Origin of the sequence: Burkholderia sp. RF4-BP95 (assembly GCF_001521985.1) — a bacterium.
GTDB lineage: Bacteria > Pseudomonadota > Gammaproteobacteria > Burkholderiales > Burkholderiaceae > Burkholderia > Burkholderia diffusa.
In genome coordinates, this window is record NZ_LOSX01000026.1 from 76,444 (window position 1) to 98,561 (window position 22,118).

Consider the following 22,118-nt stretch of genomic DNA (forward strand, 5'->3'; position numbering starts at 1 on the left):
CCGACCGGATTTCAAGGAGAAGTTAAATGTTTCATGTCAACAATCAAGTCCGCTTCCTCGACCTCGTCGACCTCGAGACCCGGGCACGCGACGGGCTGGTCGATATCGTCAACCGGCTCGAGTCGCTGAAGCGGCCGCCGGTCGCCGCCGAGCGGGAGCAGCTCGCGCTGTGCAAGGCCATTCTCGAAGTCGTCTACGGCAGCAAGACGTCGTCCGGCGAGGAGACGGAGGTCTGCGACCCGCTGTTCGTCGCCACCCGCGAGCTGCTCGCCAGCAAGTCGCTGGTCAACCCGCCGCTGCTTACCGAGGACAAGGGCCAGCTGGTGTTCGGCCCTGGCAGCGTGGGCGGCGCCAACGGTGCGAACGGCGCGGACCCCGAGCCCGCGTCGATCACGCTGGTCGCGATGGTGCTCGGCATCCTCGCGGTGGACGGGGCCACGCCGCCGCCCGTGAAGGTCGTAGACGGCAAGATCGTGCCGGACGACGACAACGTGCTGATGAACACCTTTACCCGCCAGTTTTTCGCGGCGGTGGGCGAGGCCAATTCGTATGGCGCGCTGGCGCAGCGGGTGCTGGCGCTGCTGTGCATCGAGGGCGATCCCGACGGCCGCGGCGGCGAGCAGCCGGGGGTGGTCACCACCGAATTCGCACGCGTGATGCGCGGCCTGCAGGCGCGCAAGATCCAGGCCGACGAACCGCAGTTGCGTCGCCGCATCAACGAGGAGCTGAACACCGTCCAGAACATCGGCGGCGAGGACGCGATCGCCGATCTCGGCATCGACCTGCCGAACCTCGAGGATCTGGAGGACGCGAACATCGTCGCCGACAACGTGCGCGTGATGGGCCCGATGATCGTCGCCGCGATGTTCGACGAGCTCAAGGTGTTCCAGGTGGTCGACCGCATCGTCGAGCAGTTCCAGCACGGCACGCTGCCGATCGGCCCGGGCAATGCCGGCAAGCTGCTCTATCGCTACTGGCGCGAAACGCCGAACCGCATCTCCGAGCAGGAGCGCAAGAATTTCGCGGCGATCACGCTCGGCGTGCCGGGCGGCGATCCGAATACGGCCGGCAACCGCGAATTCAACGACTTGTGGATCCGCTTCGTGTCGTCGGTTTCGTCGTTCGTGCGCCAGACCGAAGTCGACTCGCTGCTGCGCGCGAGCGTGCCGAACCCGATCAACCACCAGCAGGTGCGCAAGGCCGCCCGCGATCTCGCCGGCAACCTGTCGTTGCACGGCTACGGCATGGCGCATTACGCCGCGCGCGAGATCCAGTCGCAGGTCAAGTTCATGATCGACCTGCTGCAGGACCCCGAGATCCGCGGCTGCTACGGCGCCAAGGACATGTGGCAGGTGATCGACCAGGTCGCGACCTACGATCTGGGCGGCGCACGCACCAGCTCGCGCTATCGCACGCTGGCGACCTGCGGCACGATCATCACCGCGTGGCTGGCCAACAACGTCGATCGCGTCAACAAGGCGACCGGCCCGCTGCTCAGCATCGACCAGATCGCCAACCCCGACGTCTCGTCGAACCACAAGTCGACCGTCGACCCGACCGATTACGACCTGGTCAACGCGTGCGAGCTGTGGCTGGCCGATACCGCGACCACCGATACGCAGATCGAGCAGTTCTCGCAGCCGCGCGAGGCGCCGCAGATGACGTCGAAGCCCGTGCCGATCCCGGCGATGGCGCGCGAGATGCTGGACGGCGTCGGCGATATCGGCGCCGGCATCGGCCTGGGGGCGGGCGTGCCGGTGAAGGCGGGCTACGGCGTCGGCACGCACAACGGGGCGAGCTATTACGCGAACCGTCCGCACTGAACCGGCGTCGCGTGCGCTGCGCCATTCCCGAACCCTGCCGGAGCCGAGCCATGCCCATGACCACATCCCGCGAACCGGTCGTCGCCCGGGTCGAACGACGCCTGAAAAGCGCCGCGCGAAGCCTTGGCACCGCCGATCCATTCGCGCCGTCGCGCGACCTGTTCCTGCGCACGTTCGGCGACGGCGCCGACGATCTGCGGTTTCGCGACAACGCGCTGATGCCGATGGCGGTACCGTTCGAGCCCAGCTTCTCGGAAAGCCAGCCGGGCAAGCTGCGCTTCACGATCGAGCCGCTGCCGCCGGAGGCGTCCGCGATCGACCGGCGCGACGAGTCGACCCGCGAAATGCGCAAGCTGATCCGGGACTTCATCGGCCGCGAAGCGCTGCACTGGTTCGACCAGGCGAGCGAGCCGTTCCGCGGCTTCGCGCGGCCGGGCGGCAACCTCGATTACGGCGCGTTCTTCGGCTCCAGCTACGACCGCGACGGGCTCTATGCGTCCAAGGTGTACTACGAGCTGCCCGGCGACGCCGGCACGATCGAGAACCTGCCCCGCGACCTGGCCGGCATCGTCCAGGCCGCGCTGAGGATGGTGCCCGGGCTCAAGCCGCTCTTTACGACGATGGCGGCCCAGCGCGATCTCGGCGGCCAGCGGCTCACGTTCGCGTGCACCCGGGCGCTGCGGCTCGCCGATCTGCAGCCGGTCATGGACGCGCTCGGCATCGGCCATCGGCTTCCCGGCATCATGCAGCTTCTGGGGCTGGTGCTCGGCGGGCGGTTCGACCTGCCGCCGCATGGCGCGCTGCTCGCGTTCGGGCTCGGTCCGGACGGGCCGGATTTCGAGCTCTACGTGCTGCTCTCGGCGATTCCCGACGTGCCGCCGGCGTTCCTCAGCCTGCTGACGATGGGGCTCGCCGAGCGTCCGCGCGGGCTGCAGGCGCTCGAGCGATGGATGGGCGCGTTCACGCCGGAGGACGCGCACTGGCCGGGCCGCTTCTCGATCATCAGCTTGCGCACGGACGCGGCCTGCCCGGCACGGGTGAGTCTCTACCTGCGCCCCATCGAGTTCGAATTGCCTGTCGACGCGTTCGCCCAGGCCGGCTGAATCCGAATCACTTCGTCACGCGTTTCCTGCGAGGTCGCCATGTTCCCGCAAGCTGCCCGTTCCACGCCGATCGCGCCGCCGCCGCGCGCCGCCGCGGCCGCCCCGCGCCACACGCCGCCGGTGCCGGTGCCGGCCGACGAAGTGCGCCACGGCGTCGCGCAGATGCTGACCCGGTCGCAGGCGTTCAACGCGATGCCCGACAACGATCGCCGCGACATCGCCCGCAACACCGCGTTGATCGCGGATTATCTGGCCCGGCCCGAAGGGTTTGCCGGCAATGAAATCCCGGGCGGGCTGGGCACCGCCACGGCGCGCGCGCTCGACGACAACACGGATCATTCGGCGCACGAGCAGGATTTCAACGTCCACAACAAGGCAGTCGAGGACATCGGCAAGTCCAAGTTCACCGCGTCGGCCGCGCGCGAGGGCGCGGCGGTCGCGGGCGAGCTGCTGAACCAGGTCAAGTTTCCGACCTTCGTCGCCAGCCTGATCAGCGGCGTGTTCCAGTCGATCACGCACAGCTCGATCGAGCAGATGAAGGCGTATCAGGAAATGATCGCGCAGGTGGCGAAATCGCTCGGCCAGTTCGCCGACGAACATGTGACCGAGAACCAGGCGCGCGATCACATGGTCGGCCAGTTTCCCGACCTGTTCGAGATCGGCATGGACGACAGCGGCGATACGCCGAGCCCGCGCGTGCAGGTGCGCGACGGGGTCGACCCCGACGAGGCGTCGAAGACCGTGCGCGCCCGCCTGCAGATGGGCGACGGCGACACCTTCGACCTGTCGGACGAGGCCTCCGAGCTGGCCATCGTCAACCGCTTCAAGATGCAGCTCGCCAAGCAGCGCCAGCAGATGCTGGCCTCGATCGTGCTGATGGGCATCAACCGCATCGTCGTCACCGACGGCAAGATCTCGGCGAAGATCATCTACGACGTGCGCGCGCAGGACACGCTCACCAAGCAGCGCAGCGCCAGCGCGGTCGACCTCGCACGCGACAAGGACGGCAACGTCCAGTCGACCTACGCGGGCAAGGGCACCTACGATCGCGGCGGCAAGTACGATTCCAGCAACGACAAGGACAACGGCCGCCAGTACAGCGCCGACTATTACGCGAAGGGCGACTACGAATACGAGAACAAGCCGATCGTCACCGCGTCGACTGCCGCGTCCGAAACCAGCAACGCGGCGATGCAGACCAAGATCCAGATGTCGGGCGCGGTCGATGTCAATTTCAAGAGCGACTACCTGCCGCTCGACAAGATGGCGACGCCGCAGATGATCGCCACCATCACCGGCAACGCGACGCCGGCCGATCCCAACGTGCTGCCCAGTCCGAAAACGCCGCCGGCCGCGGCCGCACCCGCGGCGGCTTCAGCCCCGGCAGCGGCGGCTCCGGCTCCGGCTCCGGCGGCGGCCAAGGGAAACTGAGCCATGCGCCCGCCCGCTTCCCCCGACGCGCTTCACCCGGTGCGGCCGCCCACGAGCACCGCCGCGTTCGACGCGACGCGGCCCGAGGTGCGCCGCCTGCTGACCGCGATTCCGTCGTTCCTCGACCTGCCCGACGACGAGCGCCGCCGCATCGCCGCGGATACGGTGCGGGTGCTCGCTTACCTGGCGGATCCGAACGGCGTGCATGCCGAGATCGCCGAGCGCGAGGCGAACGGCGAACTGCCGCCCACCGGCCTCGCGCGCCCGATCGCGCAGCCGCACCCGCAGCCGGCGCCGGCCGCCGCGACGCTGGCCGACGATCCCGTCACCGCGACCAAGCGCCAGCTTGCGCAGGATCCCGGCTTCGCCGGCAAGGACTTCCAGGCCGGTGCGGTGAAGCAGGGCGTCGAGCAGTTCGGCCAGATGGTGCAGAAGGTCGATTTTCCGAAATTCGTAGGAGGACTGATCAAGAACGTATTCCAGGCGATCGTCGAAAGCTCGATCGAGCAGATGCGCGCGTATGGTGAGTTGATCGCCAACGTCGCCAAGACCACCGCGCAGTTCATGAGCGACAACATCAGCGAGGGCGCCGGCCGCGACTATCTTGCCGATTCGTTCCCGGACGTGCTGTCGGTGCAGGCGCAGGAAGGCGCCGACGCGTTCGACGCGGACAGCGCCGGCGCGGCCGCGGCGGCGGCCCCGACGCGGCTGGTGGCGCAGGGCGACAACGCGCAGCAGCGGCTTGCCGAGATCAGCCGGAACTACAACCTCGATCCGCCGGTGACCGACCTGTCCGACGACAAATCCGAGCTGCGCCTCGTCACCGCGGCGCGCCTGCAGATGGCGAAGCAGCGCCAGCAGCTGCTGTCGTCGATGGTCATGCTCGGCATCAATCGCATCGTCGTCACCGACGGGTCGATCAACGCCAAGGTGGTATTCGACATGCGCGCGAGCGACACCGCGAAACGCACCTACACCGCGTCGATGCACGACCGCGAAAGCCAGAAATACAAGGAATCGCTCAACGCCCATTACGGCAGCTGGTACACGCCGTATTCCGCCGACGCCGCGTTCGAGGGGCAGCAGGAACACGTGGCGACCGTCGGATCGGCGCTCGACGACACGAGCGAATCGAAGGCCGAGGTGAAAGCAAAGCTCTCGGGCGAGGTGCGCGTCAACTTCAAGAGCGACTACCTGCCGCTCGAGAAGATGGCGACGCCCGAGATGATGTCGGTGATCCAGGGCAACTCGACGCCGTACAACCCCAACAAACCGGCCCCCGCCGCCGGTTTGCCCGCCGGGCAGCACTGAATCATGGCGCGCATGTTCATCGCCCCGCCGGCGGATGCCGGACTTGCGGCGGCCATCCGGTCGGGGGAGCGGCTCGTCGAGCGTGCGACCGCACACGGCCTCGCGTTCGCGCTCGACGAACTCGGCGACATCGCGATCCCCGATCCCGTTGCCGCACGCATCGACAAGGCGCAACTGCGGGCGCTCGCGTCGCTTTATCTGGCGGCCGACCTCGAGTCCGCGGGGGTGATCCCCGCGGTCGAGGCGCTCGCCGGTTTGTCCGCAAGCGGTGCCGTCGGCGTCGACCTTGGCGGCGCGGCGCCGCTGGTCGTCAACTGGTGGCGCCACCGCGCCGAGAAGCTGGCGGCCGGCGAACGCGCGGCGTTCTATTCGCGATTGTTTGGCACTGCGTACGGCCCGGCCGCGGCGGATGCCGAGCGCAACGTCCCGTTCGAGGAGTGCATGCTCGAGCTTTGCGAGGCGCTCTACAAGCTCGACGAGACGCCAAGCGCCGACCCGCGCGGGGATCTCGGGCAGCAGGCGCGGGTCCGCAATGCCGCCCGCGCTCTCGCGCAGAACCTCGGCGCCGCCTGCACCGGCGTGACCGCATTCATGGCTGGCGAGATCGTCGGCATGCTCAGGGACGCGTTCGCGATCCTCGGCCATGCCGACCTGCGTCAAGGCTTCGCCGCGCGCGACATCTGGGGCGTGGTCGCCGGCATCGACCGGCTCTCGCGCCAGCCGTCGCGCTCGCCCGCCGCCTATGTGCGGCGCGGCAAGGCGGGGATGACCGTGATCGCGTGGCTGGCGGACGTCGCGGATGGGCTGGGCGCCGCGTCGCCGCTGCTGAGCACGGACAATCCGGTGATCGCCTCCGCCGCCGACTGGATCGAGGCGACGCTCAGTCTCGGCGAGAAGCCCGACGGCGCGGCGCGTTCCGCCTCGGACGACGGCCGCGCCGTGCCGCAGGCTTCGCGCCCGGCCGCGCCGGCAAACTCGTGGGCGGCACTCGGAACCTGACATGAAACCGCGCTGCTCAGGCCGTCGCGACACGGGCGGCGCAATCCGGGAACCGACGGCGGCAGGCGTGCCGTCGCCATCGCGGCCGCACGCCATGCGGCGGAGCGGTTGAAATGGCGGCAAGCGCACCTCTTGCGCGTTCGCCGGTGCCGCGGCCCGACGTTCGACACCGTGTCCGCGAACTGCTGTCCGCGCAGCAGGGTTTCGGCGCGCTCGATCCGGCCATGCGCCGCGATCTCGCGTCCGGACTGGCACGGATCGGCTCGATCGCGCTCGACCACCACGAACTCGCGGCGCGCCCCGGCACGGCACTGGCCGTTGCGCAGAATGCGGGTTCCGAGTATTCGGGCACCGCCATCGACCGGATGGCCGGCACCACCCGGGCGGTGCTCAACGCGGTGTCGTTCCCGCGCTTCGTGACCGAGCTGATCACGGGCGTCTTCAAGGCGATGAACGATTCGAACCAGCAACAGCTGACCGCGTTCGTCGACCTGATCCGCAATGTCGCGCAGACCACCGAAGGCTTCGCGGACAGCAACGTGGGCATCGCCGGAGCGCGGCAATGGCTGGCCGAGCATTTCCCCACCGCCTACGAGGTCACCGGCGACGACGAGGCCGCGGACGACGCCGACGAACTGGCGGGCCTGCCGCCGGACGAGCGCCATCAGCGCCAGCAGGAGCTGCAGGCCGAGCGCGATGCCGCGACCCGTTTGGCGTTGCGCCCGGGCGCGACCCCGCCGGCCGAAGCCGCGTTGCGCAGCGCGCTGGGATTGGGGCCGGGCGATGCGGTTCCGGCCTCCGATCCCGAGCGTCTGGTGCCGCTGGCCCAGCAGGTGCTGGCCCGCAACCGCCAGCAGTTGCTCGCGACGATGGTGCAGATGGGGTTGCAGCGCATCGTCATCGAGAGCGGGCGTCTCAACGCCGCGATGAATTTTCATATCGACGCGAGCAGCGCCGCCGCCAACGACCGCGGCTCGCAATTCGACACGCGCAACACGGTGGGGGTGAGCGGGGGCGCACGCTTCGGGCCCTGGGGCGCGGAGGCCAACGTGCAGAGCACGATCGGCTACGTGTCGACCGACCGAACCCAGACGACCGAGAGTTCGCACGCCGACGTCAACCTGAGCAGCGGCGTCGAACTGGTGTTTCGCACCGACTACGTGCCGTTGAACCGGCTGGCGGGCGTGGGCGACATCGAACGCATCCGTGTTAACACGATCAATCCGGATGCCGAAGCGGCGCGCCTGTCCGCCGATCGCACCGCGCAGCGCAGCGCCGAACAGGCCGACATGGCCGCTCGCCGGACTTCGCTGGACGGCGGACTGCGCGCGCCGCCGCCTGTCGGCCCCGCGGCGTCGGGCTCGGCAGGGGGCGCGCATGCGAGCCAGCCGGGCTCGTCGGCACCTTCGGGCTCTTCGACCTCTTCAGCCTCGTCGCCGAATTCGGCGTCTGCTTCCGCGCCCGCGCCGCAGCCGCCGGCCAGGCCGGGCGCCGCGGCGTCCCCGTCGCCCGCGCACCCCGCGACGGCCGCGCCTCGATCGCCGGCCGGCGCAACGGCGGCGGGACATCGCGCAGCGTGATGAACATGCACGGCGGCAGCCATTGGCGACATCCCGTGCAGCGCCGAAGCACGTCGATGACGACGTTCAGCCGCGCGAGCGACGTGTCGGATACGAGGTGGCGCGAGGGCGTCGACTGGCAGCGCCGATCTGGCGCGACAACATCGTGAGGATCACTTGACGTATGCGTCGATCAGGCGCGCGGTGCGACCGACGCACCGACGATGCCATGCCGCCGCAGCGAATCCGCGACGAAGCCCGACGCCTTCATCTCCTCGACGAACGCGCCGAGCAACGCGGCGGCCGCTTCGCCGCGGCTCTTCGGTACGCCCATCGCCTGGCGGATCACCATGAAGCGCTCGCCGAGCAGGCGCAGGCCCGTGGTCTTCGCCGCGTCGGCCTCGAGCTGCTGCTTCACGCCCGCCGCGACTTCGAGCTGCTGCTCGACGAACGTCGACACGACGGCCTGCGACGACGGCGCGCGCACGATCTGCGCGGCTTTCAATTCGCGCGTGAGGAACAGGTCGTACGCGCTGCCCTTGCCGACGGTCACGCGATTGTGCGGCTGATCGACGTCGGCATTGCCGCGGATCGGCGAATCGTCGCGCACCAGATAGAAGCCTTCGATCAGCACGTACGGTTCGGTGAACGCGACCGTTTCGCCGCGCAGCGGATCGACCGCGAAGAAGCCGAAATCGGCGCGTTCTTCGGTCAGCGCCTGCACCGACTTGCCGGCGGTGTCGAACACGACGAGTTCGAGCTCGGCCGACAACCGCTCGGCAAACGCGCGCGCGAGGTCGACCGATACGCCGAACGGCTCGCCCGTGGCCGGGTCGCGGTTCGCGAGGATCGGATTGCCGAGATTGATCGACGCGCGCAGCTTGCCGGTCGGGATGAATGCGGAGCGGACGGAGGGATCGACGGTCATGAAAGGCTCGTAAGGAATCGGATGGGCCGGAACGGCGAACGGCCAGGGCGCCGAGGCGGCGTCATCCGCGACGGATCGGGTGGCGCGTCGCGGCTGTGGCTTCGCCGCGATTACTTCACTGCAACTTCCGTATGCACGACTTGCGGCGGGCTCTTGAAGAACGGCCCGGCCAGTTGCCGCCACGCCTGGAAGTCGTCCGATTGCCGGAAATGCACCATGTGATCGTCGACGGTCTCCCATTTGACGACGAGCAGATAGCCGCCGCTGCGCTCGATCACGCGGTGCAGTTCGGCGCCGCCGCAGCCGCGCGCGCGGGCAAACAGCGGAAGTGCCTGGCGAACTGCCGCTTCGAATTGCTCGGCCTGCGACGGATCGATTTCGAGCGATGCCATTTCCAGAATCATGAATGCTCCATGCGGGATGAAGGATGCGACGGGGCGCGCCATGATCGACGCGTCCCGCAACGATACCGGAAGTCGGCGTCACGCGTTCCGGATGACCGGCTCGCGCGCGGCCGACCGCGCGAGGGATGCCGCCGAACGGCTCATACGAATCAGCGTTTTCCCCAATGTGGAATACGCGCCACGCGCCGATGTCACAGAGGTGGTGAAGATAAACAATCCGAGGACAGCCATGACCACATCCGCGATAAACGGAACGAATGATGCACCACCCGAAACGATCGCCGAAGCCGTATCCGACAACCCCGTCGCCGCGCCGTCGATCCTGCTGGTCGACGACGAGCCGAGCGTGCTGTCCGCGCTCAAGCGGGTGTTGCGGCCCGCGCGCTACGACATCCTGACCGCCGAAAGCGGGGAAGCCGCGCTCGACATTCTGGCTGCGACCGAAGTCGACCTGATCGTGTCGGACATGCGCATGCCGAACCTGAGCGGCGCGGCGTTTCTCGCCCGTGCCCGGTCGCTGTACCCGGACACGATGCGTATCCTGCTGACCGGCTATTCCGACGTCGCGTCGATCGTGGAGGCCGTCAACGAAGGCGGCGTGTATCGCTACCTGAACAAGCCGTGGGACGATCACGACCTGCTGATGACCATCGAGCAGGCGCTCGAACAGCGGCGCCTGCGGGCAGAGGCCGCGCGGCTGGCCGCGCTGACCGAAGCGCAGAACGAAACGCTGCGCCGCTTCAATACGGAACTCGAAACGCAGGTTCGCGCGCGCACCGAGGAACTCGGGCAAACCGTGATGTTTCTCGAAGCGGCGCAGCATGACCTGAAAAGCAGTTTCACCGCGATGGTGCAGGTCTGCGCGAGCATGATCGAGATGCGCTGCGGATCGGCGAGCGGGCATGCGATGCGCGTCGGCGAGATCGCGCGCCGTCTCGCGCTGTCGGCGGGGATGAGCAGCCTGCACGCGCAGGACGTGTATTTCGCGGGACTGCTGCACGGCATCGGCAAGCTGTCGCTGCCCGACGAGCTGTTGCACAAGCCGCTCGTGAAGATGACCACGGACGAACACAGCCTGTTCCAGCAACACCCGCTGCGCGCGCAGATGGTGCTCACGCCGGTCGCGCAATTGCACAAGGTCGCGTCGATCGTGCTGCACCAGTACGAGCGATTCAATGGACGCGGCACGCCCGACGGGCTCGCGGGCGACGCGATTCCGCTCGGCTCGCGGATCGTCGCGATCGCGCGCGATTTCGAAGGGTTGCGCAACGGCGAGATCGGTTCGCCGCATTCGGTCGAGCAGGCGATCGACGTGCTGCACTCGCAGGCCGGCGTGCGTTACGACCCGCTGCTCGTCGCGCGCTTCATCGACCTGATGCGGGATCCGGCGAGCCTGCGCATCGCGGCGTCCGTCGCGGAGATCCGGTCCGAGCAGTTGCGCGAGGGAATGCAGCTCGCCGACGATCTGCGCACGCATCGCGGGGTGCTGTTGATGACGAAGGGCAGCGTGATGTCGGGGCACCAGATCGAACTCGTTCGCCGTTTCGAGGCACGCGAAGGCACGACGTTCGACATTCTCGTGACGACCGGCACCACCGCGTCGACGCAGGCGCCCGCCGGCACGCCGCCTGACTGACGTTGCGCGGGACGGCTCGACCGTGGCGCGCGATCGGCCGCGCGTCGCGGCATCGCGTTCAATTCGACCGGGGCGCTCGATCATGCATGGCACCTACGACCTGCTGCTTGTTCTGCTGTCGCTCGTCATCGCGACGCTGGCTTCCTATACGGCGCTCGATCTGGCCGCATTCATTTCGCTGCTCGACAACCCGACGCTCAAGCGCGCGTGGCTGGCCGGCGGCGCGGCCGCGATGGGCACAGGAATCTGGTCGATGCATTTCGTCGGCATGCTGGCGCTGTCGCTGCCGATTCCGCTCGGCTATGCGCTGCCGGATACCGGCGCATCGCTGGCGATTGCGGTGCTCGTGTCGTATTTCGCGCTGAACGTCGTCACGCGCGCGCGGTTGGGGCGACGGCGCTTGCTGGCGGGCGGCATGCTGATGGGCGCCGGGATCGTCGGAATGCATTACACGGGCATGGCCGCGATGCACATGGCGCCGGGCATTCGCTACGATCCCGCGCTGTTCGCGGCGTCGATCGGCGTCGCGGTGATCGCGTCGACCGTCGCGCTCTGGATGGCGCAGACGTTGCGTGCGCAACAGGCTCGTCATGCGACCGCGCAACGCATCGGCGCCGCGCTGATCATGGGCATCGCGATCACGGGCATGCACTACACGGCGATGGCGGCCGCGCATTTCGCGCCGGATGCGCGCTGCGGCGCCGCGAACGGCATCGACGCGCCGTGGCTCGCGACGACCATCGCGCTGTTCACGATGGCGACGCTGATCGTCACGCTGCTCGTCTGCCGCTTCGATGCGCGCACGACCTTTCTGCGCGGCATGACGGACACGCTCGAACGGCTGGTGCGATTGCGGACCGCGGAACTCGAAGCGGCGTTGCAGCGTTACGAGCAGACGACGGCGATGCTGCAACGCACGCGCGAGAACATGGCGACCGAGATCGACGAACGCCGGGCGGCGCAGAGTCGGCTCGAACAGGAGAAGGACGAACAGCGGCGCCTGCTGCGGGCGCTCGAGGAAACCCACGTGCAGTTGCTGCAATCGGAAAAACTCGCGTCGATCGGCCAGCTCGCGGCCGGCGTCGCGCACGAGATCAACAATCCGATCGGCTTCATCAGCGCGAACCTCAATACGCTGAGGACGTGGGTGCGAAGCCTGCTCGACGTCGTCGCCGCGCATGACGCCGCGCTGACGCAACTGGAACCGGCAACGCGCGCCGCGCTGACGGCGATGCGCGTCGCGGCCGATCTGGACTACGTGCGCGACGAGATCGTGACGCTGATCGACGAATCGATCGACGGCGCGGTGCGCGTGCGGCGCATCGTGCAGGACCTGCGCGATTTCTCGCGGCCGGGCAGCGGCGAGTGGAGCGTGGTGGATATTCACGCGGGCCTCGAGAGCACGCTCAACGTCGTCCACAACGAACTCAAGTACAAGGCCGACATCGTCCGCGAGTACGGCGACGTGCCGCAAGTCGAATGCCTTCCGTCGCAGTTGAACCAGGTATTCATGAACCTGCTCGTCAACGCCGCACATGCGATTCCGACGCGCGGCGTGATCACGATCCGCACGTCGAGCGACGGCGAACAGGTGTCGATCGCGATCAGCGATACCGGAACCGGCATGACGCCCGACGTCGTTCGGCGGATCTTCGATCCGTTCTTCACGACGAAGCCGGTCGGGCAGGGCACGGGGCTGGGGTTGTCGGTGTCGCATGGCATCGTCGAACGCCATCGCGGCACGATCGACGTGACGAGCGAGCCGGGGCGCGGCACGACGTTCTGCGTTCGACTGCCGATCCGGCGCGCGGATGTCCGCGCGGATGCGGCGGCGGCCGTCGAGCAACGGGCGTGAGCGACAGGTGACGCGTCGTCACAGCGCCCGCTTGCGCCGCCGCCTGCGAAAGAAATTCCAGAACATCGCGGTCGCGTCCGGCCCCGTCGCGGAGTGGAACGCTTCGCGCGGATCGCCGCCGCTCCACGCGTGCGCCAGACGGCGCACGATGCAGACGCGGACGATCAGCCGGCCGCCGCGCAGATAGTCGGTGTAATCCGCGTCGTCGTGCGCGTACGTATGTTGCTCGCCGACACGCAGTTCACCGTGCTCGTCGACGAGCCGATTGATCCGCGCGAACGCGACGCCGAGCTGCCGCGCGTTTTGCTCGGCGACGACCGTATCGAGTCCGCCATGCACGACGAGCGCGGGCATCCCCGGATAAGCGCGTACGTCGACGCAGGCGTCGACGACGCCTATTGGATCGTCGTGCAGGCCGCGGCGCATCAGGCTCATCGCGGCCATCGTCGACAACGGCGGCGCGATGGCCGGACCGGAGTGCAGGCCGACGGCCGCGAACAGGTCGGGAGATTCGATCGCCAGCCGTGCCGCGAGCCCTGCGCCGGCCGACATGCCGGCCAGGTAGATTCGGTCGCGGTCGAACCCGCGCGCCTGCACGATCGCATCGATCAGCGACGCGATCGCCGGGGCCTCCGACTGCGACGCATCGCCATGCCAGTTCCAGCAGCGATGCGAATGGGCGGTCTTCGCCTGTTCGGGAAACAGCACGGCAAACCCGGCGCGCTCGGCGATGCGGCAGATGCGCGTGCCCGCGGCGAACGACTCGGCCGTCTGCTTGCAGCCGTGCAGCATCACGACGACGGGCATGCCGTCGCTCGGCGCCGAGGCGGCTGGCAGGTACAGCGCGTACGCGAGATGGTTGACGAGGCGGCCGGCGGCCGGGCGCGCGGAGTGAAACGAGCGCAGCCACGTGCCGGGTGCCTGGTGCGGCGATGTCCGCGCGGCGGTCGTCGAACCCGGGCGACGCGGGGGCCGTATGTTGGCGGCGCGCTTGGCCGCTGTGGCCGGTTTGGTCGTCTTCCTTTTGGGTCGCGTACTCGTCGCGGCGGAAAACAGATCGAACGGGCGTAGCCAGAGGCTGGATTTTTTCCTGGGCATGGACGGATCTCGTGCCGGCGGGGGGCGTGCGACAGCATGCGGCGAAGCCGGCCGCTGGATGGCGGGCGAATGCGGGGGCAGCGCACAATGCGTGCCGCGGGAAGCATCCGCGTCGAGGTGCTCCGGCACGGCCGACACAGGGAAGCGACCGATCGACGGAACCCCGCACCCTGCGCCCCGATTCAGGCCGGCCACGCATCATGCTAGCAGGCGTCGCTCGCCTCGGGTGCGATGGTTCCGTGACCAATCGGTGAATGCTTTGACCCCACTGCCTGCGGTTATCGATACGTCCACAGCCGGTGCATCACGAACATCGTCGGCGGGATCAACAGCGCGATCGCGACGATCGCCGCGCCGCGCGGCATGTCGAGCAGTTCGGCCGCACGCGCGAGCAGCATCGTTTCGGCGAAGCCGGCCAGCGCGACGGTCAGATAGCGCAGCAAGCTGCGCGAATGCACGGTCGACGAGAAGCTCCACAGCGTATTCGCGAGATACGAGAACACCGTCGCGCAGACGAACGCGACGGCGTTGGCGATCACCTGAGTCGCATCGAACAGCGCGTACATCGCGGATGCGACCAGCATGTGCAGCGCGGTCGAACCGAGTCCGGACAGGCCGAAGCGCGCCAGCCGCACGCGCTCGGCATAAAGCAGGTCGAACATCGCTGCCTCCGCTGCTCAGCGCTCGCCCACCCGCACGCGTGCCGGCTGCGCACGGCGGCGTGCGTTCGGGCGCCGCGTATCGCGCGCGACCGGCAGTTCGATCACCTTGGCGTGCGTCTGGTAGCGGCGGCGAATCAGATAGACCGGGCGTTGTTTCGACTCGTCGTAGATGCGTCCGATGTACTCGCCGACCACGCCGATGCCGACGAGCTCGATCCCGCCGATGAACAGCGTCACCGACAGCAGCGACGCATAGCCGAGCACCGGGTTGCCGAACAGCAGCGTGCGGCCCACGATGAACGCGCCGTACAGGAATGCGAGTGCGGCGATGCTGAGGCCGATGTAGGTCCAGCTGCGCAGCGGCACGGTGCTGAAGCTCGTGATTCCCTCGAGCGCGAAGTTCCACAGCTTCCAGCCGGAGAATTTCGAGTGCCCGGCGCTGCGCGCTTCACGCTGATACTCGATGATCACGGTCTGGTAGCCGACCCACGCGAACAGCCCCTTCATGAAGCGATGACGCTCGGGCAGGCTGCGCAGCGCGTTCACGACCTTGCGGTCCATCAGCCGGAAGTCGCCGACGTTCTCCGGCAGCTTCACGTCCGACAGCATGTTGTGCACGCGGTAGTAGATCGCGGCGGCGGTGCGCTTCGCGAACGAATCGCACGCGCGGCTGCTGCGCTTCGCGGCGACGACTTCCGCGCCGTCGCGCCAGTGTTCGAGCATCACCGGAATCAGGCTCGGCGGGTCCTGCAGGTCGGCGTCGAGCGGAATCACCGCGTCGCCGGCCGCTTCGTCGAGGCCGGCCGTCAGCGCCGCTTCCTTGCCGAAGTTGCGGGTGAGATCGATGACGCGCACGCGGCGGTCCGTCATGCTGACCCGGATCAGGCGTTCGAGGGTGTCGTCGCGGCTGCCGTCGTTCACGCAGACGATTTCGAAGCGGATCGAATCGAGTTCGGCCATCAGCGGAATCACGGCGTCGAAGAAGCGTTCGACGGCCTCGCCTTCGTTGTAGAACGGTACGACCAGCGAGACGAGCGGTGTGTAGAGTGGTTCGCGCATGATGGGTTCCCCTGAAATGACGTGCGTGTCAGCGGCCGGCACCGAAGGTCGGGCGGCCGGTGCGGCGCAGTCCGTGCGCCGGGCGGTGGTGTGAGCGGACCGGATGCGGGAAGCCAGTCTCGGTCGAGTTGTCGCGTGCGTCGGGCATCGACGGCACGTCGTGCCTTTCTTGTGCAATCCGGCTGACGAGCAGCACCAGCGATGCCAGCGTGACGAGCGGCATGAACTGGAACGGCAGATGCGTGACGATCGCGAGGCCGGCGAGCGGCGTCGCCCACATCAGCATCAGCCATTCGCGATCGAAGCGGCGCCAGCCGTGCGTCCACGCATAGCGCGCATACCACGCGATCACGAGCCCGTACCAGGTCAGGTCGTAGTCGTACAGGTACGGGCTGACGATCAGGCATGCGCAGGCGAGCGTGGCGGCGCGCAGCGCGTACGAACACGCGCCGCGCCACGCGTACACGACGGCGATCGCGGCGGCCGCGGCCGAGAGCAGCTGCAGGCCGCGCGCGATATAGGCGGGCCAGCCGGCGAGGGTGGCGAGCGCGAACACGGTCGGCATGCGCGCGAGTTTGACGTGGCCCGCGTTGACCGTCTGATACGCGTCGTTGATGCCGTGCGCGAACGCGATCCACGACCCGATCCCGAACGCGAGCGTCGTCAGCACGACGCCGGCGGCGATCGTCGCGGCCCATGCGGCCAGTGCACGCCATTGTCCGGCGCAAAGCAGCGCGAGCGGAAACAGGACCGCCATCTGCGGCTTCATCGTCAGCAAACCGAAGCAGATGCCGGCGATGACGGGGCGGCGATTCAGCGTCAGCAGTCCGAGGCCGGCGAGCGTCGCAGTCAGCAGGCTCGTCTGCCCGACGATCACCGTGAGGAACGCGCCGGGGAACGCGAGCGCGCAGAGCAGCGCGGCATCGCGCTGCACGGTGGCGCGGATCGTCACCGCGAACAGCATGCAGGTCCCGCCGAGCCACAGCACCAGCGCGAGCAGGTACGGCATCCAGCCGAGCGGCAGCACCAACAGCAGCATGGTCGGCGGATAGAGCCACGGCAGCGAGCCGTCCGCGGCGTTCAGCGTCGGGATCGCGAGTTTCTCGATCGCGAAGAGCGAGGAGAACTGCCATGCGTCCACCGCATGCCCGAGCGCGGCGAGCCGCGCGGCGCTCCAGATAGGCGCGAAATCCTGCGCGAGCGGTTCGGGCACGGACGTATGCGACCCATGCACGCGTGCGAGATAGATGCAGATGAACAGCAACTCGGTGAACAGTACTGCCGCCGCATAGAGGCGCACCCGATTGCGATTGAGCCAATGCGGATAACGACGCGGGCCGGCGATCGGCAGTTCCGGATGGGCGTCGAGGGCCGAATCGGCGTGCAGAAGGGAGAGTGGCGTTTTCATTGCGCATTCCGCGACGCGAGGGTCGAGCGACGCACGACGACGAACAGGACGGCGAGCAGCACGATCGGGCCGATCTGCGGCAGCCGCGTGATCCGGTTGAACACCTCGAATACCGGCAACAGCCACGCGAGCACGATCACGATCTGATCTCCCGGCAGCCAGCCTTCATCGAGCCCGTGGGCGATCAGGCAGAAGACCGCGATGCCGAGCCAGGCCAGTTCGTAATGCCACAGATAGGGCGTCGACAACAGCGTGGCGACCACCAGCGCCGCGCCGCGCAGCCTCATGTCGTCCGTGCGACGCCAGACCTGAACGGCGGCGGTGATGGCGAGCAATCCCACGGCGGCTTGCGCGGCGAGCGAGGCCGGAATCGATGCACCCGCGAGGCGGAGCGCCGCGAACGTCGTCGGCGAAACGAACCAGTAGGCGGGAAGGGTGAAGTGCATGCCGCGCACGATCGACATCGCATGGGCCAGGCCGCTCAGGGAGCCCGTGCCGGTCAGTGCAATGCCGGCCACGGTGAACAGCACGGTCGTGATCGCCGCCGACATGAAGGTTCGCCACGAGCGCGTCGCGATCAGCACGAACGGAAACACCATCGCCATCTGCGGCTTGATGGCGAGCAACCCGATCAGCATGCCGGCGACGATCGGGCGTCGGCCGAGGAAATGCAGCGCGAGCGCGGCGATGCCGGCGGTCAGGATGCTGTTCTGCCCGTACAGGATGGACGCGAACACGCCCGAATAGGCGAGCACCACGAGCGCCGCGGCGCGCGGAACGGGCAGGTGCGCACGCAGGCCCGACAGTCTCAGGACGGCATACGCGTAGCATAAAAGACTGCCCGCAAAAAAGAGGAAATACGCGGGCAGGAAAGGCACGAGGGCAACCGGCGCGATGAACAGCAGCATCGTCGGCGGATAGAGCCAGGGCAGCGATTGGTGACCGATATAGGCACCGAACCGCGCGACCTCGGCATGAGAGAAGAAGACCGGATCGTAGATCGCTGCGGCGTGGCCTTGCAGCACGAGTTGCGACGCGGTCCAGAAGACGGAGAAGTCGACACCCGGTCGGGCCGTCGACTGGGACGTGAAGGCGTCCGTTACGACGCCCCAGACGATCAGAAAGGTCACGCACAGCAGCAGCATGACGCAGCTGTACGGAACGATCCGGTCAGCCGTCAACCATTGAGCACAGCGTTTGGCGCGATAGCGCACTCCACGATTGGCTGTGTACATGATGCCCCGTTTGCAGTGAAGGCTGCCCGAGCTTCGGCAGCCATTTTGTGTTGTCGTGTATCCGGATCGAATCGCGCTCGATGGCGCTGTCCGGTGAATGCATTGTTGGAGAAAAAATCGCGTGACGCAAACCGCGGGCTGAATCGTGGAATCGCGATTCGACGGCGACATGGCTGAAAAGCGGGTTTTCACGTCTGAGAAAACCGCACCGGCGCAAACGATGTTTCTCGCTTGAAACATTCCGTGTTTTTCGCCGCTCCGGCGGTATGCGGAATGCGCGTCGGGCGACGGGTGATCCGGATTCGGGAAAATCCCGAGAAAATTTTTTGGCGCCCTTGCACAGCACGGCGGCGCGCTGCCGGCACGCGGCGCCGGCCCGCATGCGTATATCAAATCTGAAACATTTTGTGCGGTGCGCCGAAACCCGGTCGACGGGTGAATCGCCGGAACCCTTGATGCGCCTCGTTTTCCCTCCGGCTGGCCTGCTCTTTGCGTCAAGGTCCGCACGACAGTCGACGACGTGATGAACGACCGGTTGAAGCAACAGGCTGACAAGACCGGATTCAATCACCTGCGGAAAGCAACGGATCGAGGGCGCGTCGGGGAATACGCCGCCCAGGCCTTGAAAACCGCCGGAAACGTCGACTGGGCGAATAGGCGACGGCATTGTCCGCGCAAAAAGAATCACATGACAGCATTGGGGAATAAAAATGAAAGACCAGAGCACGCCGCGGCTCGCATGCCGCGCAGAAGACCCGCAGTCGCATCGACGCATCAGCGTCATTCGCTCAATCCGTATTCATGCACGGAACGGTCGTTTCGCCGTTCTGCTCGATCGCGTCATTCGCCAGATCGCAGCGCGCATGGATATCGCACGCATCAGCTCACCGACCATCGTTCGCCAGGCCAGGCTCGTACCCTGCCGTGTGCGTCGCTGAGCGCAGCATCCGAATCCTTGTGTTGTTCCGGTAGTACCCCCGCTCCCCGCGTCGATCCCCGACAACGGGATTTTCATAGTAGTGCGAAAGGAGAGTAGCCATGTCCACGTTCATCCAGAAGATCCGCGGTTTCGTTCAAGACGAACAAGGCGTGACGGCCATCGAATACGGCCTGATTGCCGCACTGATCGCAGTTGGCCTCGTTGCAGCACTGACGCTGGTCGGCAACGACCTCAAGACCGTCTTCAACACGATTGCAGACGATCTCAACGCGGCGATCTGAATGGCGGGGCGGCGAACGGCGGGTCCGGCCCGTTCGTCGCCATCCCGTCGATGGTGCAGGGCCGGACACTCAACCAACAGATGTCGAATGGATCGAACGGCGGACGACTCGGCCGGTGCACTGCGCGAGTCTCCCCGCTCTCTTGACCAACCGAATCGGAGGCTGTCATGCGGACCAGCGGACGTGCGGTAGCGGTGTCGCGATGGATCGGCGACGAGCAGGGGGTGACGTCGATCGAGTACGCGCTGATCGCGGCAGTGTTCGCCACCATCGTGCTGGGAAGCGTGGTCACACTGAAAGGTTCGGTTGAAGACGCGTACAACATGATCGCGTCGATCGTGACCGCGGCGGTCAATACCGCACTGGGTCAGTGATTCCGACTATTACAGCCAATCGAGGTTCGCCATGTTGCCTGCCGCGCTGCCTTATCCGGTCCCGTTGTGCGTGACGGTGCTCGTCGTCGTCGCGGCCAGCACGGACATCACGAGCCGACGCATCCCGAACCGGCTCGTCGCGATCGGGCTGGCCGGTGCGCTGATCGCCCAGTGCGCGCTGCACGGGGTCCAGGCCGGCGCACTCGCGTGGCTTGGCGGCGCGGCGACCGGCTTCGGCATGCTGATGCCGTTCTATCTGCTGCGCGGGATGGCCGCAGGCGACGTGAAGCTGATGCTGGCGATCGGCGCATGGGTCGGCGCACAGATGACGTTCTACATCGTGCTGGCCACCTTTCTGGCCGGCGGGATCGGCGCGATCGGCCTTGTGCTGGTGCGCGGGCGGATGCGCCAGATGTGGGCGAACGTCCGGGCGCTGATCGCGCATCGCTCGATCCGCGCGTATGCAGGGGAAACCGACGGCCCCGTGGAAGTCGCGTCGGTCGGCGCGTTGCCGTATGGCGTCGCGATTGCCGCCGGCACGCTGGGCATGCTGTTCGTTTCGCGCGTCTAGCGCGACGAACCCGCAACGAGGATGAAACGCACATGAACACGATCCCCACCGAACCGAAGCGCGACGCGCAGGTTACGCACCTGCCGCATCCGTCGCCGTTGCGGGAGGCTTATGCGAAGCCGGGCACGCAGTTGCCTGCCGCGCCGCGCTCGCTCGAGGAAACCGGACTGAGCCAGTCGTTCGTCGCGGGGCTCGTGCTGAAGTCGACGCTGGTGCTCGGCCGGCCGTCCTACGGCGACCTGATCGAGCGCCACTGCCTGCCGCTCGCGGTGCTCGACGACATCTTCGCGTTCCTGGTACGCGAGCATCTGGTCGAACTCACCCATCGCGGCAAGACGGACCTCGACGTGACGTTCCGCCTGACCGACGCGGGCCGCGTGGCCGCGCTCGAAGAGTGCGCGCGCAGCACGTACAGCGGGCCCGCGCCGGTGACGCTCGACGCGTATCTCGACAGCGTGTCCACCCATTCGGTACGCAAGCTGCGCGTGGCCCAGAACGACGTATGGGCCGTATTCGAAGGCGTCGTGATGGACACGTCGGTACTCGACTCGGCCGCCGCCGCGCTGAACTCCGGCCGTCCGCTGCTGATCTACGGCCCCGCCGGCAGCGGCAAGACCTTCCTCGCCGAGCGGCTCGGCGCGTTGATGGGCGGCCATGTACCGGTGCCGTATGCGATCTACGCCGCCGGGGAAGTGATCCAGATCTACGATCCGCTCGTGCATGTCGACGCGCCGTCGCAAACGGAGGGCCAGTCGATCGATCGCCGCTGGCGCCTGTGCGAGCGGCCGGTCGTGATGTCCGGCGGCGAGCTGACGCTCGACGAGCTCGACCTGCGCCGCGATGAGGCGGCGGGCTTCTACCAGGCGCCGCCGCACATGAAGGCGAACATGGGCATGTACATCGTCGACGATCTCGGCCGCCAGCGCGTCGAGCCGCGCGACCTGCTCAACCGCTGGCTGCGTCCGCTCGATCGCGGCGTCGACTTCCTGACGCTCGAGTCCGGCAATCGATTCGTGCTGCCGTTCGACGTCTGGCCGGTGTTCTCGAGCAACCTGGCGCCGGAGCAGTTCGCCGACGACGCATTCCTGCGCCGGCTCGGTTCCAAGCTTCACGTCGGCCCGCTGTCGATCGACCACTACCGCGCGGTGTTCGACGCCGCATGCGAGTCGCTCGGACTGGTGTCGACGCAGGACGCCTTCGACTATCTGCTGCACCGGCTGCACCTGCCGACCGGCAAGGCATATCTCGCATGCTTCCCGATGGATCTGCTGCGCCTCGTCGCCGCCGGCGCGCGGTATCGCGGCGATCCGCCCGAAGTGACGCACGACGCGCTGCACGACGCATGGGCCAGTTATTTCGGCACGGCGCCCGAGCGCGACGGCGGATATCTGCCGCCTGCCGAGCACGGCGGTCACACAGTCATAACCGGTTGAGCCGTTTC

21 protein-coding genes are annotated in these 22,118 nt (G+C 67.5%); 13 read left to right on the top strand and 8 right to left on the bottom strand.

Features of this window, described 5'->3' with window-relative positions; translation table 11 throughout:
- Positions 1-26 precede the first annotated feature (26 nt).
- From WS46_RS10505 to WS46_RS10530, 6 genes are all read left to right on the top strand, one after another.
- Positions 27-1,823, top strand: coding sequence for a hypothetical protein (locus tag WS46_RS10505; RefSeq protein ID WP_059690465.1), 1,797 nt, complete (start codon positions 27-29; stop codon positions 1,821-1,823).
- A 56-nt stretch (positions 1,824-1,879) separates the two neighbouring features.
- Positions 1,880-2,926 (top strand): hypothetical protein, encoded by a 1,047-nt coding sequence (locus WS46_RS10510; protein WP_257129955.1) that lies wholly within the window; start codon positions 1,880-1,882, stop codon positions 2,924-2,926.
- A gap of 39 nt (positions 2,927-2,965) precedes the next feature.
- A complete protein-coding gene (locus WS46_RS10515; RefSeq protein WP_059690467.1) occupies positions 2,966-4,357 on the top strand; it encodes a hypothetical protein in 1,392 nt (463 codons plus the stop codon).
- Positions 4,358-4,360: 3 nt separating this feature from the next.
- Positions 4,361-5,668 (top strand): hypothetical protein, encoded by a 1,308-nt coding sequence (locus WS46_RS10520; protein WP_156443115.1) that lies wholly within the window; start codon positions 4,361-4,363, stop codon positions 5,666-5,668.
- Positions 5,669-5,671: 3 nt separating this feature from the next.
- Entirely contained in the window at positions 5,672-6,667 is a 996-nt protein-coding gene (locus WS46_RS10525) for a hypothetical protein (protein WP_059690469.1), read from the top strand.
- A 113-nt stretch (positions 6,668-6,780) separates the two neighbouring features.
- Entirely contained in the window at positions 6,781-8,247 is a 1,467-nt protein-coding gene (locus WS46_RS10530; protein WP_059690470.1) for a hypothetical protein, read from the top strand.
- A 172-nt stretch (positions 8,248-8,419) separates the two neighbouring features.
- Here WS46_RS10530 and WS46_RS10535 read toward each other — a convergent pair whose 3' ends face one another.
- The 3 genes from WS46_RS10535 to WS46_RS35235 form a co-directional block, all read right to left on the bottom strand.
- On the bottom strand, positions 8,420-9,154 hold the full coding sequence (locus WS46_RS10535) for an ABC transporter substrate-binding protein (protein ID WP_059690471.1): 735 nt from the start codon (positions 9,152-9,154) through the stop codon (positions 8,420-8,422).
- A gap of 110 nt (positions 9,155-9,264) precedes the next feature.
- The gene (locus WS46_RS10540) at positions 9,265-9,558 is read right to left on the bottom strand and encodes an antibiotic biosynthesis monooxygenase (RefSeq protein ID WP_059690554.1); all 294 of its coding nucleotides are present in this window, start codon (positions 9,556-9,558) and stop codon (positions 9,265-9,267) included.
- A 78-nt stretch (positions 9,559-9,636) separates the two neighbouring features.
- Positions 9,637-9,789, bottom strand: a complete 153-nt coding sequence (locus WS46_RS35235; protein WP_156437218.1) for a hypothetical protein — start codon at positions 9,787-9,789, stop codon at positions 9,637-9,639.
- On the opposite strand from WS46_RS35235, the gene WS46_RS10545 reads away from it, so the two are divergent.
- Positions 9,788-11,194, top strand: a complete 1,407-nt coding sequence (locus WS46_RS10545) for an HD domain-containing phosphohydrolase (protein ID WP_059690472.1) — start codon at positions 9,788-9,790, stop codon at positions 11,192-11,194. The genes WS46_RS35235 and WS46_RS10545 overlap by 2 nt on opposite strands.
- Positions 11,195-11,276: 82 nt before the next feature.
- The gene (locus WS46_RS10550; protein ID WP_059690473.1) at positions 11,277-13,049 is read left to right on the top strand and encodes a histidine kinase; all 1,773 of its coding nucleotides are present in this window, start codon (positions 11,277-11,279) and stop codon (positions 13,047-13,049) included.
- Between the two features lie 18 nt (positions 13,050-13,067).
- Here the strand turns inward: WS46_RS10550 and WS46_RS10555 are convergent, their stop codons facing one another.
- The 5 genes from WS46_RS10555 to WS46_RS10575 form a co-directional block, all read right to left on the bottom strand.
- On the bottom strand, positions 13,068-14,147 hold the full coding sequence (locus WS46_RS10555) for a PHB depolymerase family esterase (RefSeq protein WP_059690474.1): 1,080 nt from the start codon (positions 14,145-14,147) through the stop codon (positions 13,068-13,070).
- 278 nt (positions 14,148-14,425) lie between these two features.
- A complete protein-coding gene (locus tag WS46_RS10560) occupies positions 14,426-14,809 on the bottom strand; it encodes a GtrA family protein (protein WP_059690475.1) in 384 nt (127 codons plus the stop codon).
- A 15-nt stretch (positions 14,810-14,824) separates the two neighbouring features.
- Positions 14,825-15,868, bottom strand: coding sequence for a glycosyltransferase family 2 protein (locus tag WS46_RS10565; RefSeq protein WP_059690476.1), 1,044 nt, complete (start codon positions 15,866-15,868; stop codon positions 14,825-14,827).
- 28 nt (positions 15,869-15,896) lie between these two features.
- Positions 15,897-17,276 carry a glycosyltransferase family 87 protein gene (locus WS46_RS10570; RefSeq protein WP_059690477.1) on the bottom strand — a complete coding sequence of 460 codons (1,380 nt, stop codon included), beginning with the start codon at positions 17,274-17,276 and terminating at the stop codon, positions 15,897-15,899.
- The gene (locus tag WS46_RS10575; protein WP_059690478.1) at positions 17,273-18,511 is read right to left on the bottom strand and encodes a glycosyltransferase family 87 protein; all 1,239 of its coding nucleotides are present in this window, start codon (positions 18,509-18,511) and stop codon (positions 17,273-17,275) included. Before WS46_RS10575 ends, WS46_RS10570 begins: the two co-directional genes overlap by 4 nt.
- Positions 18,512-19,221: 710 nt before the next feature.
- Here WS46_RS10575 and WS46_RS35240 point away from each other — a divergent pair.
- The 5 genes from WS46_RS35240 (at position 19,222) to WS46_RS10595 (ending at position 22,110) form a co-directional block, all read left to right on the top strand.
- Positions 19,222-19,449, top strand: coding sequence for a hypothetical protein (locus WS46_RS35240; protein ID WP_156443116.1), 228 nt, complete (start codon positions 19,222-19,224; stop codon positions 19,447-19,449).
- A gap of 100 nt (positions 19,450-19,549) precedes the next feature.
- Positions 19,550-19,732 (top strand): Flp family type IVb pilin, encoded by a 183-nt coding sequence (locus WS46_RS10580; protein WP_059451855.1) that lies wholly within the window; start codon positions 19,550-19,552, stop codon positions 19,730-19,732.
- 167 nt (positions 19,733-19,899) lie between these two features.
- Entirely contained in the window at positions 19,900-20,106 is a 207-nt protein-coding gene (locus WS46_RS10585) for a Flp family type IVb pilin (RefSeq protein WP_059536016.1), read from the top strand.
- A 31-nt stretch (positions 20,107-20,137) separates the two neighbouring features.
- Complete coding sequence (locus WS46_RS10590; protein WP_059690479.1) at positions 20,138-20,677, top strand: prepilin peptidase; 540 nt, start codon at positions 20,138-20,140, stop codon at positions 20,675-20,677.
- A gap of 32 nt (positions 20,678-20,709) precedes the next feature.
- Positions 20,710-22,110 carry an ATP-binding protein gene (locus WS46_RS10595; protein WP_059690480.1) on the top strand — a complete coding sequence of 467 codons (1,401 nt, stop codon included), beginning with the start codon at positions 20,710-20,712 and terminating at the stop codon, positions 22,108-22,110.
- The last annotated feature ends 8 nt before the right edge of the window (positions 22,111-22,118 follow it).